The sequence below is a fragment of the Acinetobacter sp. YH12254 genome (assembly GCF_013417415.1).
Lineage (GTDB): Bacteria > Pseudomonadota > Gammaproteobacteria > Pseudomonadales > Moraxellaceae > Acinetobacter > Acinetobacter pseudolwoffii.
Genome location: NZ_VPEB01000001.1, coordinates 26582 through 46000 on the forward strand (window position 1 = coordinate 26582; position 19419 = coordinate 46000).

Annotated in this window: 17 protein-coding genes; 10 read left to right on the top strand and 7 right to left on the bottom strand. The window is 45.9% G+C overall.

The window, feature by feature from the left end; all coding sequences use genetic code 11:
• Positions 1 to 44: 44 nt before the first annotated feature.
• Positions 45 to 896 (bottom strand): carboxylating nicotinate-nucleotide diphosphorylase, encoded by an 852-nt coding sequence (nadC, locus tag FTV29_RS00155; protein ID WP_180001046.1) that lies wholly within the window; start codon positions 894 to 896, stop codon positions 45 to 47.
• Between the two features lie 180 nt (positions 897 to 1076).
• On the opposite strand from nadC, the gene ampD reads away from it, so the two are divergent.
• Positions 1077 to 1673: a 1,6-anhydro-N-acetylmuramyl-L-alanine amidase AmpD gene (ampD, locus tag FTV29_RS00160; protein ID WP_005173355.1), complete on the top strand. Its 597-nt coding sequence runs from the start codon at positions 1077 to 1079 to the stop codon at positions 1671 to 1673.
• Positions 1674 to 1727: 54 nt separating this feature from the next.
• Positions 1728 to 3278, top strand: a complete 1551-nt coding sequence (gene murJ, locus FTV29_RS00165) for a murein biosynthesis integral membrane protein MurJ (RefSeq protein ID WP_180074923.1) — start codon at positions 1728 to 1730, stop codon at positions 3276 to 3278.
• Between the two features lie 110 nt (positions 3279 to 3388).
• Here murJ and FTV29_RS00170 read toward each other — a convergent pair whose 3' ends face one another.
• Positions 3389 to 3547, bottom strand: a complete 159-nt coding sequence (locus FTV29_RS00170) for a DUF1328 domain-containing protein (RefSeq protein WP_004647174.1) — start codon at positions 3545 to 3547, stop codon at positions 3389 to 3391.
• 188 nt (positions 3548 to 3735) lie between these two features.
• On the opposite strand from FTV29_RS00170, the gene FTV29_RS00175 reads away from it, so the two are divergent.
• Positions 3736 to 4191, top strand: coding sequence for a YcgN family cysteine cluster protein (locus FTV29_RS00175; protein WP_171063370.1), 456 nt, complete (start codon positions 3736 to 3738; stop codon positions 4189 to 4191).
• Between the two features lie 17 nt (positions 4192 to 4208).
• On the opposite strand, the gene FTV29_RS00180 is transcribed toward FTV29_RS00175, so the two are convergent.
• The gene (locus FTV29_RS00180; RefSeq protein WP_180001044.1) at positions 4209 to 6347 is read right to left on the bottom strand and encodes a bifunctional diguanylate cyclase/phosphodiesterase; all 2139 of its coding nucleotides are present in this window, start codon (positions 6345 to 6347) and stop codon (positions 4209 to 4211) included.
• Positions 6348 to 6612: 265 nt separating this feature from the next.
• Between FTV29_RS00180 and FTV29_RS00185 the strand changes: the two genes are divergently transcribed.
• Positions 6613 to 7887, top strand: a complete 1275-nt coding sequence (locus FTV29_RS00185; protein ID WP_005173345.1) for a replication-associated recombination protein A — start codon at positions 6613 to 6615, stop codon at positions 7885 to 7887.
• A gap of 337 nt (positions 7888 to 8224) precedes the next feature.
• Here the strand turns inward: FTV29_RS00185 and purC are convergent, their stop codons facing one another.
• Genes purC through dapA form a run of 3 tightly spaced genes read right to left on the bottom strand, consistent with a single transcriptional unit; the run spans position 8225 to position 10504 of the window.
• A complete protein-coding gene (purC, locus tag FTV29_RS00190) occupies positions 8225 to 8944 on the bottom strand; it encodes a phosphoribosylaminoimidazolesuccinocarboxamide synthase (protein ID WP_005173343.1) in 720 nt (239 codons plus the stop codon).
• A 37-nt stretch (positions 8945 to 8981) separates the two neighbouring features.
• Complete coding sequence (locus FTV29_RS00195) at positions 8982 to 9590, bottom strand: lipoprotein-34 precursor (NlpB) (protein ID WP_180074924.1); 609 nt, start codon at positions 9588 to 9590, stop codon at positions 8982 to 8984.
• Between the two features lie 14 nt (positions 9591 to 9604).
• Positions 9605 to 10504: a 4-hydroxy-tetrahydrodipicolinate synthase gene (gene dapA, locus FTV29_RS00200; protein ID WP_180074925.1), complete on the bottom strand. Its 900-nt coding sequence runs from the start codon at positions 10502 to 10504 to the stop codon at positions 9605 to 9607.
• A gap of 597 nt (positions 10505 to 11101) precedes the next feature.
• Here dapA and FTV29_RS15050 point away from each other — a divergent pair.
• From FTV29_RS15050 to ppk1, 5 genes are all read left to right on the top strand, one after another.
• Entirely contained in the window at positions 11102 to 11224 is a 123-nt protein-coding gene (locus tag FTV29_RS15050; RefSeq protein ID WP_257224392.1) for a hypothetical protein, read from the top strand.
• 4 nt (positions 11225 to 11228) lie between these two features.
• Positions 11229 to 12434, top strand: a complete 1206-nt coding sequence (gene mhpT, locus FTV29_RS00205; RefSeq protein ID WP_005173339.1) for a 3-(3-hydroxy-phenyl)propionate transporter MhpT — start codon at positions 11229 to 11231, stop codon at positions 12432 to 12434.
• 195 nt (positions 12435 to 12629) lie between these two features.
• Positions 12630 to 13259 (top strand): bifunctional nicotinamidase/pyrazinamidase, encoded by a 630-nt coding sequence (gene pncA, locus FTV29_RS00210; protein ID WP_180074926.1) that lies wholly within the window; start codon positions 12630 to 12632, stop codon positions 13257 to 13259.
• Positions 13260 to 13384: 125 nt separating this feature from the next.
• Positions 13385 to 14332, top strand: a complete 948-nt coding sequence (locus tag FTV29_RS00215; RefSeq protein WP_180040729.1) for a bile acid:sodium symporter family protein — start codon at positions 13385 to 13387, stop codon at positions 14330 to 14332.
• Positions 14333 to 14510: 178 nt separating this feature from the next.
• The gene (gene ppk1, locus FTV29_RS00220) at positions 14511 to 16574 is read left to right on the top strand and encodes a polyphosphate kinase 1 (RefSeq protein ID WP_180074927.1); all 2064 of its coding nucleotides are present in this window, start codon (positions 14511 to 14513) and stop codon (positions 16572 to 16574) included.
• A gap of 94 nt (positions 16575 to 16668) precedes the next feature.
• On the opposite strand, the gene FTV29_RS00225 is transcribed toward ppk1, so the two are convergent.
• Complete coding sequence (locus FTV29_RS00225) at positions 16669 to 17922, bottom strand: hypothetical protein (RefSeq protein ID WP_180040741.1); 1254 nt, start codon at positions 17920 to 17922, stop codon at positions 16669 to 16671.
• 77 nt (positions 17923 to 17999) lie between these two features.
• On the opposite strand from FTV29_RS00225, the gene serB reads away from it, so the two are divergent.
• Entirely contained in the window at positions 18000 to 19220 is a 1221-nt protein-coding gene (gene serB / locus FTV29_RS00230; protein ID WP_074383828.1) for a phosphoserine phosphatase SerB, read from the top strand.
• The last annotated feature ends 199 nt before the right edge of the window (positions 19221 to 19419 follow it).

Sequence of the window (19419 nt, forward strand, 5' to 3'; positions counted from 1 at the left end):
ATCAAAAAAGGGTGCTTCGCACCCTCAATGGTCATCTATCGAATTTAGGCTTCAGCATTAAATCGCATCGATAAATCCACAGCTTTGACATCTTTGGTCAAGACACCCATCGAAATATAATCGACACCGCTACTGGCAACTTCACGTAAATTTTCGATCGTGATATTGCCAGATGCTTCCAGTTTGCAGCGGCCGGCCACATGCTGTACTGCCTCAATCATTTGCTGCTGGCTGAAATTATCCAGCATCACGATATCCGCATTGGCCTCTAAGGCCTGATTCAGTTCATCCCAGGTTTCCACTTCTACTTCGACCGGTTTGCCCGGCGCAATCTGGTGTGCCTTGGCAATCGCCTGAACAATTCCGCCAGCGGCCATAATATGATTTTCTTTAATCAAAAAGGCATCGAATAAACCCAGACGATGATTCTGACCACCACCAATGGCAACGGCATATTTTTGTGCAATACGCAGGCCAGGAAGGGTTTTACGGGTATCCAGCAGCTTGGTATTTAAGCCATCCAATTGTTTGACATAATGCGCTGTTTTCGTCGCAACGGCAGACAGTGTCTGGACAAAATTCAGCGCAGGACGTTCCACAGTCAATAAACTGCGTGCAGAACCGGCCAGTTTCAGGAAAGTTTCATTGGCTTGAACCTGATCACCCTCATTTTTTAGCCAGATGACTTCAACACTTGGATCATAAGCCTGAATCAAGGCATTCACCCAAGGTTGCCCGGCCAGTACCATATCTTCACGGCTGATGATCGTGGCAGTGGCCTGTTCATCTTCAGGGGTCAGCAGGGCAGTAATATCACCGTCACCAATATCTTCTGAAAGTGCCTGTTGGATATTGATCTGAATCGACTGGTCTAGCAACGCTTGAGATATGCGCATGAGTATTTCCGTATCTTTTAAGCCGTGAAAATTGCGCATTATCTTAGCACTGTTACATAAAAAATGAGCGATTTTTCCTACAGTCTGCCGGGATGAATTGAGATTTGTGCCTGAAAGTTTTAGCATGAAGCCGGCTGCAACCCTGATCGTGCAGATTTTATTTTTGGAGAGAATGGTTTTATGCAACAGGCAGCCGAGTTTCAGGTTAAGAATGGACAACTGATGGGCGCACGTCACATTCCCTCTCCCAATTTTAACCAGCGTCCGGACAATACCGAGATTCAGCTCATTGTGGTGCATAACATCAGTCTGCCACCCTCACAGTTTGGCGGCGGTTATATTGAACAGTTTTTTCAAAATCAACTGGATTGGTCAGTCCATCCCTATTTTCAAAGCATTGAAGGGATGCAGGTTTCGACCCATCTGCTGATTTTGCGTTCTGGTGAGGTACTGCAATTCGTCAATTTTAATGACCGTGCCTGGCATGCCGGACGTTCGACCTATTTGGGTAAAAAAGAATGTAATGATTATTCGATTGGCATCGAGCTGGAAGGCAGTGACGACTTGCCTTTTGAACCGGTACAGTATGCAGCCTTGATCAAAGTCACTGCCTGTTTGCAAGATTATTATCCTAAAATTCAGCAGCATATTGCCGGACATTCGGATATTGCCCCGGGCCGTAAGACCGATCCGGGACCGTATTTTAACTGGGCTGATTTTCGTTGCCAGTTACAGCATTATAAAAATACCTCAACCTCGCTTGAGGGATGCAATTAAGCAATGAACTTCTGACAGAGGTTTCATTACAATAGCCACAAATTTATACATTAGGTGAATAGGATGGCGCTTTGGCGTTCGACCGTCATTGTCAGTGCGATGACCATGTTGTCACGTGTACTGGGATTGGTTCGAGATATTGTTTTACTGAATGTCTTTGGTGCGGGTAAGGACTTCGATACCTTCGTGGTCGCATTTCGTATTCCAAACTTTTTCAGGCGATTATTTGCCGAAGGGGCATTCTCACAGGCCTTTATTCCGGTTTTGACCGAATACAAAACCAGTCGTACCCATGCTGAAGTGCAGATTCTGATTAGCCGGGTCTTTGGCTGTCTGGCAACGGTAATGAGTCTGCTGACCATGTTCGCAGTGATTGCTGCACCGTTGATCATGTATATCTATGCGCCCGGTTTCCATAGCGATCCTGAGAAATTCGCCTTGGCGACTGACATGTTCCGCCTGACCATTCCTTATTTACTGTTCATGTCACTGACGGCTTTTGCCAGCAGTATTCTGAACAGTTATGGCTCTTTTAGTACACCGGCCTTTGCACCGGTCTTGCTCAATGTCGCCATGATTGCTGGTGCGCTCTGGCTGACTCCGCATATGGCCGAGCCGATTATGGCACTGGGCTGGGCAGTCATCATTGCCGGTATTTTACAGCTGGCGATTCAGATTCCTGAACTGTGGCGTAAAAACCTGCTGATCCCACCTAAAATTGACTTCAAGCATGAAGGCGTGGATCGCATCATGAAGTTGATGCTGCCGGCTTTATTTGGTGTATCCGTCACGCAAATTAACCTGCTGCTGAATACCATCTGGGCTTCATTTATGCAGGATGGTTCGGTGTCCTGGCTGTATAGTGCTGAGCGCATGACCGAGTTGCCGCTTGGCCTGATTGGTGTAGCGATTGGTACTGTCATTTTGCCATCTTTATCGGCACGACATACCGAGCAGAATCCGGAAAAATTCCGCGGCATGATGGACTGGGCCGCTAAAGTGATTGTAATGGCAGGTTTACCGGCCAGTATTGCCTTGTTTATGCTGTCGACCCCGATCATTCAGGCCCTGTTTGAACGTGGTCAGTTCAGCTTTGAAGATACCCAAATGACGGCTCTGGCGCTGCAATGTATGAGCGGTGGTGTGATTGCCTTTATGTTGATTAAAGTCTTTGCCCCGGGTTTCTATGCACAGCAGGATACCAAAACACCGGTGCGTGTCGGTCTGATGGCTGTGGCTGCCAATGCAATCCTGAACGTGATTTTTATCGGTATCTTCAAGTTGATTGACTGGGAAGCAGAACATATGGCACTGGCACTGGCATCGACCGGTTCAGCCATGGTGAATGCCGGCCTGCTTTATTACTATCTGCATAAGCGTCATATTTTCCGCTTTGGCCCGCACTGGAAAAAAATCTTCCTGCAATTCATGTTTGCCAATGTGGTGATGATCGCAGCTTTGGCTTATGCCTTAAGTTGGTATAATGCCGATGTGTCGCAATGGATGCGTGTCGCAGAAGTACTCATCTTGTGTGTCATTGGTGTGGTGGCCTATCTGGCGGCCTTGCTGGTGGCAGGTTTTAGATCGCATCATTTAAAACCTTAAGTGAATATTGAACTTGATATTCGCTTAATAAAGCCATAAAAAAACAAGAGCCAGAAGGCTCTTGTTTTTTTCGAAGGATCATACTTGCTTCGACTCAATCTAAACTGAATCTAGACCTTACCGCGGGAAAGAAATCCAACGATCGCAAGAATCACCGCAATTACTAACAAGATAATTGCAAAATCCTTAGATAAGCCTGCTACTCCACCGAAACCAAGTAGACTCGCAATTAATGCAATAACAGCAAAAATAATAGCCCAGCGAAACATATATATTCTCCATGTGTTTTTATTTTCAAATTTAGTATAGAAATAAACGATTCCAGCGACTGTTAGTGTTTTGTTGACGAACTGTCTATGATTTAACAATAGTTTACGTGATGGTAATAAGAATTTGAGCGGTAGGTCTGCGCGGTTTGGGCTGCTATAATCAGCTGATTTTTGAGTGCGCCGACCTGATCATGACCGATACTTTACGTCCCGAATTTTGGAAAAACTATGGCCTTGCCGAACTCACGCAAGCCGAGTGGGAAGCCTTGTGTGATGGTTGCGGACTCTGTTGCCTGATTAAACTGGAAGATGAAGATACCCAGGAAGTCGCTTATACCAAAGTGGCCTGCAAACTGCTGGATTGTACGACTGCGCGTTGCTCCAATTATCCAGAGCGTTTGCACTATGTGCCAGACTGTATTCAGCTCACGCCAGAAAAATTGGAAACGATTCACTGGTTGCCTTCAAGCTGTGCTTATCGCCGGGTCGAGCAGGGCAAAAGCCTGCCATCCTGGCATTATCTGATCAGCGGTTCACGGGAAAGTGTGATTCAGGCACGCAAGTCGGCAGCAGGGCGCTGCCTGAGTGAAGCCGACATTCCTGAAGACGACATCGAAGACTATATCGTGCGTTGGGTGCGTTAATTTGCCGCGATAAGTAGCTATTGATTTGCCGGCTGCAGTAGGGCCTGAGCCGAAGCACCGGCCATCGGACGATAGAAATAAAAGCCTTGTCCAATCTGACAGTCACAATGGATCAGGGTATCGAGTTGTTCGGTATTTTCGATGCCTTCGACCAGAACATCCAAAGCAATACTGGAACCAATCTGGGTAATGGCTTTGACAATCGCCAAGGCGGACGGGTCACTGTTCATACGCTCGACGAAGTTGCGGTCAATTTTGATGCAATCCACCGGATAGTCTTGTAAACGGGTTAGTGAAGAATGCCCGGTGCCGAAATCATCCAGTGAGATCTGGATTCCGGCCTGTTTCAGCAGGTTCAGGGCCCGGATTACATAATTGGCACCATGCTCGGACAGACTCTGTTCGGTAATTTCCAGTTCCACCTTATTCACAGGAATATCAAAATTGGACAGGCGGGCCAACATTTTTTCAGCATAGTCATCGCGCAAAAATTCAACCGGTGCAGCATTGATTGAAATCGGCAACAGATCCAGTCCTTGGGCCTGCCAGCGACTCATATCGGCAAAGACTTTCAGCTGCATGGTTTCACTGATACGTGAGGCCAGCTCATAGTCCTGAAAGGCACCAAAAATCTCGGAAGGCAGTTGCACCTGCTGATCCTGATCTTGCCAGCGTAACAGCGCTTCAAAACCAATCACCACACCATCAGACAGACGAACTTTGGGTTGATAGTAGGGAATGATCTGATCGGCCAGAATAATCTTGCGGGCCAAAGTCAGCTGCTTGGTCATATTTTCCAGCGAACCACACATGTCCTGATTAAACATGCGGATGCCGCCACGACCACTATTTTTCAGATCATTTAAGGCAATGTCGGCACACTTCAACAGATTCGAGGTGTTCAGGGCATCACGTGGATAGATGGCACAGCCAATACTCATAGCACTGCTGATACTGTCGCCAATATAATTGATCGGTTGATCCAGCTGGCTATAGGCCAGTTGCGCCGTGGCCAGCAGCTGTTCTTCACTTTCCAGATTTTTCACCAGAACTGCAAATTCATCTCCACCCAAACGGGCCACAATGGTATTCGGGCCGAAACAGGCCTGGAAACGCTGACCCAGAACATGGAGTAGATGATCGCCAGCAATATGGCCCAAGGTGTCATTGATGTGCCGGAAATAATCCAGATCAATCAGCAGTAGACCCGCCTTGGTCTGCTGTTGTTGCGCTTTTAATAGCACCTGTTTAAAGGTTTTATAGAAGGTACTGCGATTATACAGACCAGTCAGTTCATCTCGTTTAATGGCTTCTTTTAAGCGGGTTTCTGCAATTTTTTGCTGACTGATATTGCGTGAGACACAGAGGATGCTTTGGGTAATATTGTGCTGATCCAGAATCGGGGTCAGCAGATGATCCCAATATTGGATTGGCTGGTCTTTGCTCTGAGTTTTGCTAGAAAAACGGCTATTTAAGCCTAGGACTGCCTGTTTCAGTGCACGTTGCGCAGATTTTCGGGCTTCAGGTGCTAAACGGTTCAGCCAGGACAAAGAACTGTCCTGATCTTGCGCTGTTGTTTCGCTTTCTGGTGTCAGACCGTCAGACTGGTTACTATGCCGAATCTGACCTTCAGGACTGATAATATGGATGCAGTCTGCGCTGGCATCCAGCATATTTTCCTGGGTTGAAACGATTTGAGATAGTTGTTGCTGGATTTCAAAATAATCATGCACATCCGTCAGTGAAACCGCCCACTGCAACACATCTTCCGGATCATGATGAAATTTTACCGCCAGCGTACACATACGATAATGGGTATCGCTGCGTTTAATCCGGCACTGGGTTTCAAAATTCTGATGCTGATCCAGTGCCGCATGCCACAGCTTCGAAAACAGCTGTAAGTCCTCGGTATGAATGAAACTCTGCCACGATATATTGCCCGGTTCATTCAGGTTCACACCAAGATAATCGGTCATGGCGGCGTTAAAATAGTGCAGATGTGTTTTGCTACTGACCCAGAGAGGTTGGGGTAAGGCATCAATCAGTTTTTGAAGCTGAATTAATTCAGACAGATGAACAGGGGTTGAACTCAGTGATGTTGCCAGCAGAGGTTGCGACTGGCTCACAGCTCCCTGTTCAAATTTATCATGCTTCATGCATTCACCAATACAACCCAAAAAATACCCAGGGGGGCGACATAAGTTTCTTTTAATTAGAATAAACAATATGAAAATTACACTGTAATTAATTCACAATTAATCATGTTCAAATTACTTGCTTTTATGAAGATTAATTCATTCAGAATTAAAAAAATAGAGGATTTCTACATAAATTAATTTTTTATGCTTTATGTTTGCAATCTTGGAATCAAAACTGCTGGTGTTAGAATGAGATCAGAATTTAGTTTGAGCCAATAATAACATGTCAGATAGTCATATCCCGCTTCCAGAACGCTTAAGACCACGTGACCTTGCAGAGATTATCGGGCAGGAACATTTACTGGGGGAACAGGCGCCCTTACGCCAGATGATTGATCAGGGTCATCTACCGTCGATTATTTTCTGGGGACCACCCGGCGTTGGAAAAACCACCATTGCCTTACTGTTGGCACAAGCGGTAGATCGGCCTTTTATCAGTCTGTCTGCCCTGAATACCGGAGTGAAAGAGCTGCGTGAAGTGATTGCCGATGGTGGTGATCTGCTGACGCCAGTGGTGTTTATTGATGAAATTCACCGCTTTAATAAATCCCAGCAGGATGCACTGTTAAATGCGGTCGAAAAAGGGAAAATTACCTTAATTGGTGCCACTACCGAAAACCCGTCTTTTGAAGTGAATAGTGCCTTATTGTCACGTTGTCAGGTGTATAGCCTGAATGCGTTGAGTGCGGAATCGATTCAGACTCTGCTCACACAAGCCTTGCAAAATGACCGTTTTTTGCAGGAACGACATATCCTGATTGAAGAATTTGATGCCTTGGTGCAGTTCGCAGCAGGTGATGCCCGTAAAGCATTGAATTTACTTGATCTGATTGCCAGTACTTTTGAACCGGATATGGAAAATATCATCACCAATGCAGGGGTGGTGAAAGTGGCACAGCAAAATATTGCCCGTTATGACAAGTCCGGTGAACAGCATTATGATCTGGTCTCGGCTTTTATAAAATCAATTCGCGGCAGTGATCCCGATGCAGCGCTGTACTGGATGGCACGCATGCTCAAAGGCGGTGAAGATCCGGTATTTATTGCCCGCCGTATGCTGATTGCAGCTTCTGAAGATATCGGTAATTCCAATCCGAATGCCTTATTGCTGGCGGGTGAATGTTTCCGTTCGGTGCAGGCCGTCGGCATGCCGGAATGCCGGATTATTTTAGGACAATGTGCGGTGTATTTAGCCACCAGTGCCAAAAGTAACAGCACCTATCTGGCAATTAACAAGGCGATGGAGCTTGCAGATAAAACCTCGAATTTGCCGGTGCCTTTGCATTTGAGAAATGCACCGACCAAGCTGATGAAAGAACAGGGCTACGGGGTGGATTATCTGTATCCGCATCATTATCCTGAGCATTTTGTGCTGCAAGACTATATGCCGCCAGAACTGAAAGATACCAAACTGTATGAGTCGGCACGCAATAAACGTGAAGTTGAAGGAGAGCGCTTACAGCAACGCCGTTGGCAACAACAGCAACAGCAGCAATAATATCAGTACACAAACAGATTAAACTCAGGCAAAAAAAAGCCCAATTCAAGGCGAATTGGGCATAAATTAGGATGTTTTTTCAAGGGAGAGAACATCCTAGAGGGTAGGCGATCAATCTGGTCGGCAAACCTTGAGTTAAATCAATCAGCTCACTGATTTGCCTGGTATGTGATGATATTAAGCCATAGGCTTTCCAATGTAAAAACGATCATTTTCATCTGTAATATTTGTTTTTTCGATTAAAGCTTAAAAGGTCAATCTGGCCCAGCCACAAAAAATCAGGGATAAAAAAACCGAGCTGTTGAGCTCGGTTTTTTTGAAGCAATGGACTATGCCATTAGATATTGTCGAGGTTAATACCTAAACGGCCCGCAACTTCTTCATAGGCTTCAACCACACCGCCTAAACCTTGACGGAAACGATCTTTGTCCAGTTTTTTCTTGGTGTCTTTGTCCCATAGACGGCAACCGTCTGGAGAGAATTCATCACCCAAAACGATACGGTCATGGAATACACCGAATTCAAGTTTGAAGTCGACCAGAATCATGTTGCCGGCATCAAACAATGCTTTTAGCACATCATTGACTTGGTAAGTCAATTCTTTCATTTTTTCCAGTTGCTCAGCAGTCGCCCAACCTAAAGCAATCGCTTGCGATTCATTGACCATTGGATCGCCAAGCGCATCGTCTTTAAAGAACAATTCGAATGTAGATGGAGTCAGTTCTTTACCTTCTTCAACACCTAAACGGCGGCATAAAGAACCTGCTGCATAGTTACGAATCACACATTCAACCGGGATCATATCCAGTTTTTTCACCAGCACTTCATTTGGAGTCAGCAGCTTTTCAAAGTGAGTTTCAATACCCGCTTCTGCCAGCTTTTCCATGATGAAGGCGTTAAAACGGTTGTTCACCTTGCCTTTACGATCTAGTTGCTCGATTTTTTCGCCATTGAATGCAGAGGCATCATCTCGAAAGACTAAAATCAGATGGTCTGAACTGTCTGTGGTGTAGACAGATTTCGCTTTACCAGTATAGAGCAAGGTTTGTTTTAACATGAGGGAACCTTTTACAAAAAAAAATGCCTAGAAATGTCTAGGCTGGCCAATTTTGGTAAATCTGGTTAAGCAGTTCTGCGGCTTTTTCACGGTCGGCAAAACTGTTATCGGCATTGAACACAGCGAGGTTATTACTTGAACCGACAGAAGATAATCTTAATACATAGGTCTGCTGATCGACCTGAATCGTGACTTCGTAACGATTTTTGCTCTGGGCAACGACGTTATGATTCAGGCTGCTCAGGGTGGCAAGCGTGTATTGCCAAATTGTAGCAGAATTTCCGTCAATTTTAAGCAACGGATTAAGATTTCCGTCAGTAAGCAGCTGTGGTTGACCGACAGTATTGGTTTCAGTCAGATCGGCTTGAACGCTGTTCTCGGTCTGGGCCGCCTGTGGGCGCGGCAGGGCAAAACGGTTGCCACGCTGGTTTTCCAGCTTCGGAGCATTTTCAATTGCAAGCGGATCGACTGTCGGAGCAGGATACAATGGCGTTGCAGGACGAACCATGGCGCCTTCAGGATATTGTAAAGCTTCCAGGCTGGTAGTTTCTTTATAGTCTAAAGTGCCATTATTAAAGGCCATTGAACTACAACCTGCCAAACTGAATACTGAAAGTGTGAGGCTCAGTCCTAAACGTAATTGCATAATCTTGTGCTCTTTTATTGAATAACGCCCGCGGCAAGCAGTGCTTCATGTAGCGGAGCGCGATATTGTTCTGCAAGTGGTGTTAATGGAAGGCGAATACCTGTACCAATTAAGCCCATGTCATGGAGAGCCCATTTCACAGGAATTGGGTTCGATTCGCAAAATAAAATATTGTGTAAATTTGCAACCTGAGCATTTGACTGTTCAGCGCCTGCTGCATCACCTGTAATGGCAGCGGCACATACTTGGCTCATGGCTTTAGGTGCCACATTTGCTGTGACCGAAATATTGCCTTTGGCACCGTGAGCCATCAGCTGATATGCAGTCGCATCATCACCTGAATAAACCACCATGTCTTTGCCTTGCAGGCCTTGCAATAATTCAGCACCACGCGCTACATCACCCGTCGCATCTTTAATCCCGACGATTTGTGGAATATCTGCCAGACGAATCACGGTTTCATTCAGCATGTCGACGCCGGTACGGCCAGGGACATTATAGAGAATTTGCGGCAGATCTACTGCTTCAGCCACAGCTTTATAATGCTGGTACAGGCCTTCTTGGGTCGGTTTATTATAATAAGGCGTCACCAGAAGAGCAGCATCGGCGCCGAGCTCTTTGGCTTCACGGGTAAGTTGGATGGCTTCACGGGTCGAGTTTGCGCCTGTGCCGGCAATAATAGGAATACGTTTGTTGGCCACACGAATGATTTCTTTGATCACCTGGGTGTGTTCACTCATGCTCAGGGTCGAGGCTTCGCCTGTCGTTCCAACGGCAACAATACTGTTGGTGCCCTCTGCAATATGCCATTCAACCAGCTTCTCGAGACCCTTCCAATCTACGCTGCCATCTTCAAACATAGGGGTGACGATTGCGACTATGGAACCTTGAATGGTCTGTGCTTGCTGAGTCATTTTAAAAAACTATCCTATTTGTCCATCCGAAAGGAATGAGAAAACATAAATTGGGATGGATTTGTATTTTGATTTATAGCAAATTCAATGGACTTGCGCTGAATTGAAGATTGCTTATGCAAATTATGACTGATCAAACGCATAAGAACAATATGCTTTAGTCAAAGCCACTCAATTCTTTATACAAAGCCTTTTGAAAACAATCAAGTAATAAATTAGATGATTTATCCGGCGAAATACTGTGGTCAAACTGCGACTTAAGTCCCGGCTCAGCAAGATATTATGGAATTTTGTCTGCAAAATTAGCTCGATTTGAGTAAAAATCTCGGCCAAGTCGTGAATTTCGTTGTTTTTAGCTGCTGAATTAATATTTTTATTGGATGAATCTATATGTAAAACATCTTTGTCTGGAGGCTAAGCTGATGTAAACAGGTTGAAAAATTGAATCTATTAATCTTTTTTTAATATCAATGAATTGCATAATATTTTTCTAATCGGTTGGTTTTTTAACTTGATGTATAAGTCTTAAAGCATAAATTGTGAATTTTAAAACTTTTTGATTAATTGCTTTTGCGACTTTATCTCAAGGTCTATTACATGGAGCAGCTTCAGCTGCTGTGGGGATATCCAAGTAAAACGTTCAACTTATTGATAGTTATTTCTGCGCTCAGGCTCATAGATGATGGTCTTTCTTTTGTAACGCTGATTGAACAAGGATAATCCAATGGAAAAATCAGACAATAAGCATGCTATCGTCACGGTCGCCATCTGTTTTCTGATAGCGGTGATTGAAGGCTTGGATATTCAGGCTGCTGGTATTGCTGCAGCCGGTGTGCGTGAACACTTCGGTCTCGATAGTTCCCAGTTGGGTGTGTTTTTTAGTGCAGGGATTCTGGGTTTATTACCCGGTGCACTGATCGGCGGTCGATTTGCAGACCGTATCGGCCGTAAGAAAGTGTTGATCTGGTCGACAGCAACATTTGCCATATTCACTTTATGTACAGTTTGGGTCAATAGCTTTAACAGTCTGCTGGCAGTACGTTTTCTGGCCGGAGCAGGTCTGGGCGGTGCGATGCCGATTCTCATCACACTCGCTTCTGAAGCGGTATCGCCGCAAAATCGTGGTCGTGCAGTCGGCTTGATGTATTGCGGTATGCCTGTGGGTGCTGCGATTTTATCTTTAATTGCTGCGACTGAATTTGGTGCCAACTGGAAAAATGTTTTCTATCTGGGCGGCTTGTTACCGATTTTTGCAATTCCATTGATGATGCTATTTTTGCCTGAATCGAAGGAATACCTGAAAACACAGAACAAAACTGCAGCAGAACTTGCCGTTGCACCACAAGGTTCATTTAAGGACCTGTTTAATTCGGACAACCTGTTACGTACCATGTGCATCTGGATCAGCTACTTCTTTACGCTGATGGTGGTTTACATCATGTTGAGCTGGTTACCCTCATTGTTTATGGAACTTGGCTTTAGCCGTAAGGATGGTTCAACCGCACAGTTCTACTTCATGGTCACGGCGACGATTGGTACAATTATCCTGGGTATGCTGACCGATCGCTGGAAAAAAGCGTATGTGATCCTGTTGATGTACGGCGGTATTCTTGCAGGTCTATTGGCACTAAATGGTGCAAGCTCACTGAACCAGATGTATATGGCAGCAGCATTGGCAGGTGCCTTCGTAATTGGCTGTCAGGGTGTACTTTATGCCTTCGGTAGTATCGTGTATCCAACAGAAGTGCGCGGTACCGGTGTCGGTGTTGCTTCTGCAGTCGGTCGTATTGGTGCCATGCTAGGCCCAGTCATCGCAGGTCAGCTCCTGGTGGCAGGTTTTGGTGCCGCAGGGGTAATTACAGCCGCAATCCCATGTATCATCATTTCTGCACTGTGTATGCTGTTCCTGGTGAACCGTACCAAAGTGTAATAGGCCAAGATTTGAAAAAGCCTGCTTTTGCAGGCTTTTTTGTGTTTAAAATTCAAGGAATCAGATCCGCAGTGCGGTTAAAAACAGGCAGAATCAGAATATGCAGTCACAGGGTTTTTAGCAGCCGCTCTAAAAATCCGATAACAATTTGCGCTATGCTTGGACATAAATCGAGATTTCAATGGATGAAAATACATGCAAAATAATATCGCTTTGCTGGTCGTAGATGTACAAAGAGGATTTACCCCAGGGGGTAATCTGGCAGTGGCCAATGCTGACCAGATTATCCCCAATATCAATTTATTGGGGCAGTATTTTCAAAATATTATCCTGACGCAGGACTGGCATCCAGAAAACCATATTTCTTTTGCAGACAATCACCCCGCTAAAGCGGCTTATGACAGCATTCAGCTGGATTATGGCACTCAGGTTTTATGGCCAAAGCATTGTGTGCAGGGGACAGTAGATGCCGAGTTGCATCCGGATTTAAATTTACCGCAAGCGCAACTGATTATCCGCAAGGGTTTTGATTCCCGGATTGACAGTTATTCCGCCTTTATGGAAGCAGATCAGAAAACCACAACCGGTTTGGCCGGCTATCTGCGTGAACGTGGTATTGATACGGTATTTGTGGTTGGGATTGCTACCGATTTCTGTGTGGCTTGGACCGCCATCGATGCCTGCAAACTGGGCTTTAAGACCTATGTCATTGCCGATGCCAGCAAGGGCATTGATCTGAATGGTTCCTTGCAACATGCCTGGCAGGATATGCTGTCGCATGGCGTAAAACGTATCTATGTAAAAGATATTATTCAGACCGCTTAAATCCGGACAGGGATAGATATTGAATATCCCTTTGATCTTTTTTGTTTTAAATCTGCCATGCCAGATAGCGACAGATACATGTTTTATTTCACTTTTTCTCCCTTAATGTCACCTAGATGAAACCCATGTCAGCCTTGCTCCAGTTTAGCCAATTTGTCCAAAAAACCTTTGCTTTATGGGTCGTACTTTTTTCCGGCATTGCCTTGATGATCCCTGAAGCTTTTGTCTGGTTACGGGCTTATATTCCTTGGATGTTGGGCATCATTATGTTCGGCATGGGCATGACCATGACGTTAGGCGATTTTAAAAGTGTCCTGCAAAGTCCGAAAGCGGTAGCAATTGGTGTCGTCGCCCAGTTCATGGTAATGCCAGGTTTGGCTTTTCTACTGTGCAAGCTGTTTCAGCTGCCACCGGAGATTGCGATCGGGGTGATCTTGGTGGGTTGCTGCCCGGGTGGAACGGCATCCAATGTGATTACCTATATGGCCAAGGGCAATACTGCCTTGTCTGTTGCCTGTACCTCGGTTTCTACGTTACTGGCCCCCATTCTAACTCCGGCCATTTTCTATGTGTTGGCCAGTCAGTGGATTGAGATCAATGCTTGGTCGATGCTGGTGTCGATCTTACAGGTGGTGTTATTCCCGATTATTCTGGGCTTAATCGTACGGGCGCTACTCAAGCAAAAAGTCACGGCCTATATTCAGGTGATGCCGTTGATTTCTGTGATTGCAATTGTGGCAATTGTCGCGGCGATTATTGCCGGCAGCAAAACCCAGATTCTGGAATCCGGGTTAATGATTTTAGGGATCGTGGCTTTACACAATGGTATGGGCTATTTACTGGGTTATTGGGCCAGCCGTATATTTCACTTGGCAGAAATAGACTGTCGTGCAGTATCCATTGAAGTGGGGATGCAGAATTCTGGTCTGGGGGTGGCTTTGGCTGCGACCCATTTTGCTGCATCTCCAATGACCGCTTTACCAAGTGCCATTTTCAGTCTGTGGCATAATATTTCAGGACCAGCACTAGCCACTTATTGGGCTGCCAGACAAACTGAAAAAACAGACACCTAATTGCAATTTGATGACAGCACACAACCAACCAGAGCATGATTTTTTATAATGTGAAAAAGTTAGAATATTAATTTATATGGATTTATCAAGCTTTGTAACATAAGTGTCATGAAGTCTGCCTAAGATCGCCCCTCAATGATGTGAAACAACAGACTGTGATCAACAGCATTGAGAGGGCATGGAACAATTTCAGCATTCGTCAGCGACCTATTTTAATCGGGAACTTTCCTTATTTGAATTTCAGCGTCGTGTCTTGGCACAAGCACTCGATTCGAATTTACCGATTTTAGAGCGCTTAAACTTCCTGATTATTTTTTCCCGTAACCTGGATGAGTTCTTTGAAATCAGGATTGCCGGGCTGATGAAACAGCAAGACCTGAATGCGACTACCCGGACGCCTGATGCTGTACCTACCGAGCTGATTCTACAAGAACTGTCCCAGTCCATTCATGCCACAGTTAACAAACAGTATGAGGTACTGAATCATGCAATTTTGCCTGAACTTCAGGCGCAGGGGATTCAGTTTCTTCAATATCAGGATCTTCTGGAAAAACACAAGGCCTGGATTGCAGCCTTTTTTGCCAAAGAAGTGCAACCGGTACTGACCCCGATCAGTCTGGATCCTTCACATCCTTTTCCACGTTTGGTGAATAAAAGTCTGAACTTTATTATCAGCTTGGAAGGTAAAGATGCCTTTGGCCGTGAAATCGAGATGGCAATTGTGCCAGCACCCCGTTCTTTACCGTGCCTGATTAAAATTCCGGAAGACGTTGCCGGAAACAATGCTACCCAGATTTTTCTGACTGCGATCATCCAGCAGCATATCAGTGATTTGTTCCCGGGCATGAAAGCGACCGGATGTTATGCCTTTCGGGTCACCCGCAATGCCGATCTGGTACTGTCGGAAGATGTTGATGATCTGGCAGTGGCTTTAAAAGACGAACTGTGTTCGCGCCGCTTTGGTCGTGCGGTACGTCTGGAAATTGAAAATGACTCTCCTCAGAACATCATCAATTATTTGCTGGATGAATTTGATCTGACGGAACAGGAACTGTACCGGATTGATGGGCCGATCAATTTGTCCCGCCTGAGTACCAGCTTTGAGCGTCCGGAATTAAAGTATCCGCATTTTAGTCCGGTCATTCCGAAAATTTTCCGTAAACAGAAAAGCATTTTTGAAATTTTGAAGGCGCAGGATGTGCTACTGCATCATCCTTTTGATTCATTCCAGCCGGTGATTACTTTACTGCGCGAAGCGGCTAAGGATCCGGCGGTGCTAGCGATCAAGCAGACCCTGTACCGTAGTGGTCCGGACTCGGAAATTGTTCAGGTGCTGGCAGAAGCCGCACGAAATGGCAAGGAAGTCACGGCCGTGATTGAACTGCGGGCGCGTTTCGATGAAGAATCCAATATTATGGTGGCAAATATCCTGCAAGAAGCGGGGGCGGTGGTGGTGTATGGCATCGTCGGTTATAAAACCCATGCCAAAATGATTCTGATTGTCCGCCGTGAAAACCAGGAATTACTGCGTTATGCACATTTGGGCACTGGAAACTATCATGCCGGGAATGCCCGCATGTACACCGATTATGGCCTGATGACCACACAGCTGGATATCTGTGAAGATGTGCACCGCATGTTCCAGGAACTGACCGGTATGGGAAAAATGGCCAAACTGAAAGCCTTGCTGCATGCGCCGTTTACCCTGCATAGTGAATTGCTGAAACTGATTGACCAGGAAAAGGCATTTGCCCTGGCTGGAAAAGCCGCGCATATCATCATCAAAGTGAATGCGCTTACCGAACCGCAATTGATTGCTGTCCTATATCAGGCTTCGCAGGCCGGGGTGAAAATTGACCTCATTGTGCGTTCAATCTGCTGCCTGATTCCACAAGTCACCAACATGTCAGAAAATATTCAGGTACGTTCAATCGTAGGACGTTTTCTGGAACATACCCGGGTCTATTATTTTGAGCATGGCGGCGCCAAGAAACTGTATTGTGCCAGTGCAGACTGGATGGGGCGCAACCTGTTTTCCAGAGTTGAAACCTGTTTCCCGGTGCTGGATCCAGCGCTGAAAAAACGGATTTATAAAGATGGCCTGATCAGCTATTTAAAAGATTGTCAAAATGCATGGGAGCTAGATGCCGATGGTCAGTGGCATAAGGTCCCCTGTCAGGATCCGGCCCAGCCTTATAATGCCCAGCAATATCTGCTGGAACAAAAACAATTAAAAATTTAAGGGGTAGGCCAAGATACGCTGGCGTATTTTTTTTATATCCATAAAAAAGCCGGATGTTGGATCCGGCTTTTTTAATTGAAACATTCAGGGATATTTATGAGGCTTTGGACTGTTTGGATTTTAGAATTTCGGTTCTAAAAGTCTGTGCCAGCTCGGCGCTTTCAGCATCCATTCCATTCACCACAAAAGCATGACGGGTCAGGACATTGGTTGGATTTGGCATGCTGACCAGCTGGAAGTGGTCGCTTACATCTTTCAGCAAGGTGTTCGGTACATGTAAGGCACTTTCTTTCGCGACCAGATGCTGAGTCAGGCGCTCAGCGGCCTGTACCGAGCTGAGCTGCATCTCCTCGACTTTAGAGGCAATCGCGCTGCGGGTTTGCAGCACAAAACGTTTTTCTTCACGATAGCGTTTATACAGGACTTCCGAAAGCAGCTGGAACACGGCACTGATCATGGTCAGGCAAGCCAAGGCATTCGGTTTGTCTGCCGCAATGCTGATAGTGGCACCTTTTTCATCAAATTTATGCACAGTACTAATATCACTGCCATTCAGTTTGTAGCGCTGCACACAGAGTTCAGTGGCTTTATTCAGGAAAATCTGACACAGGTTGAAATAAGGCACCGATACGGTTTTATTCACGCTATCGAGTAACTGTTTTGGATCATAGAACTGGATATTCAAGCTCAGGCTATCGCTTTCCAGTACAGCTGGCTTATGTTCTTTTTCTTTGGCTTTATTTTTTACTGCCTGCTGGGCTTGGGCAATGGCCAGCGCAGCATTGTGCTTTTCCTGTTCCAGAGCTTGGGTCAGGGTCTGAATCTCGAATTTTAAACGGGATTCATTGTTAATGCGTGCCAGATATTCGGTTCGGCTAGGACGCGCGATCGCGCGGTACGCCACCCAAATCAAAGCATGAATAATGAAAGAGAACAGAATCGCCAGCCATTGCGTCCGCAGAATTTCACCCATACTTGGCTCAATCAGGGTGATTTCAATCAGACCGACTTTTTTCTCGTTTTGCAGTGCATCACGGACAAAAACTTCACCATCACGAGTTTTGGTCAGTCCACCGGTGGCTAAAACCTGACCTTTCGCATCCAGAATTCGAATCGAAGCCACACTCGGGTTGGTCGCATAACGATTTGCCAGCAAAGCCAGAGAAACACGATTGGCGGGTTCCAGCTCGGACAGGCTGTCTGTCACCAGTTGACTGGTGATCAGCTGCCCCTGACTGGTGCGGTTTTCATTCAGTTGGTGAGTGGTTGCCAATACCAGTAAAAAGGTATGCAGAGCAAAACTTACAATCAATAGGCTAGCAAATAGCCCTTGTCTAGGCGCATTCAACGTAAACTTCCAAGGCAATTCTGTTCAATTTCGATTATGATTCTAACAATAGTTGTAGCTCAGACCCGAGTCAATTCATGCGAGAAATCATTCTTATATCATTTTTAGGACCTGACCAGCCTAATCAATTTACACGATTAATGCAGGTTTTGTCCGCCCATTCCCTACAGATTTTAGATGTGGGGCAAGCGGTTATTCATAATCAGTTAACCTTAGGTATTGTTGTAGCGTCTGATGACCAAACGGCGACAGCATTAGCCATGAAGGAAATCCTGATTCTAGCACATGATATCGGGTTAACTGTGCGCTTTAAACCGATCTCTGCGACTGAATATGATCAGTGGGTCAAAGAGGGTGGGCGCACACGTTATATCGTAACGGCATTGGCCCCTGAATTAAATGCCTCTCATTTGCAGGCCGTGACCCAGATTGTCTCGGCTCAGGGTTTTAATATTGAAACCGTAACCCGTCTGTCTGGCCGTCCGGCCCTGGATGGCAGCAGTACCGGTCCGAAACGTGCCTGTATCGAATTTGGTTTAAAAGGACAAATGCTGGATGCCGCAGCCATGCGTGCTGCCTGTTTGCGTTTGTCCAGTGAACTGAATGTCGATGTTGCGGTTCAGGAAGACAATGCCTATCGCCGTAACCGCCGTCTGGTCTGCTTTGATATGGACTCGACCCTGATCGAACAGGAAGTGATTGATGAACTGGCGATTGAAGCAGGGGTCGGTGCGCAGGTTGCTGAAATCACCGAACGCGCCATGCAGGGTGAACTTGATTTTCAGGCCAGTTTCCGTGCCCGTGTGGCTTTATTGAAAGGCATGGATGCATCGGTACTGCCGAAAATTGCCGAGCGCCTGACCATTACCGAGGGTGCTGAACGCCTGATTTCAACTTTGAAAGCATTGGGTTACCGTACTGCAATTCTGTCGGGTGGTTTTCAGTACTTTGCCGAATATTTGCAAGGCAAACTGGATATTGATGAAGTGCATGCCAATGCGCTTGATGTTCAGGATGGTGTAGTCACGGGTGAAGTCAAAGGTCATATTGTCGATGGCGCGCGTAAAGCTTTATTGCTTGGCGAAATTGCCAAAGAGATGGGAATTTCCCTGGAACAGACCATTGCAGTCGGTGATGGTGCCAATGACTTGCCAATGTTATCGATTGCAGGACTCGGTGTGGCTTTCCGTGCCAAGCCACTGGTGCGTCAAAATGCCACGCAGGCGATTTCCAGTGTCGGTCTGGATGGGGTGCTGTATCTGCTCGGGGTACACGATAAAGACCTGAATCAGGCATAAACACTATTTTTGATAGAATAAACGCGACCTCAGGGTCGCGTTTTTTGATTGCCTTTGTACTAAGGTGACCAAGCCAGCAGAGAAGATTGACTATAAAAACATCGATCATCTTAAACGGAAAAATAATTTTTTCAGTCAATAACAGCCCTGATAATTTTGTAATGACACGCCAACATTGACGCAGTCATTGATCCACAAA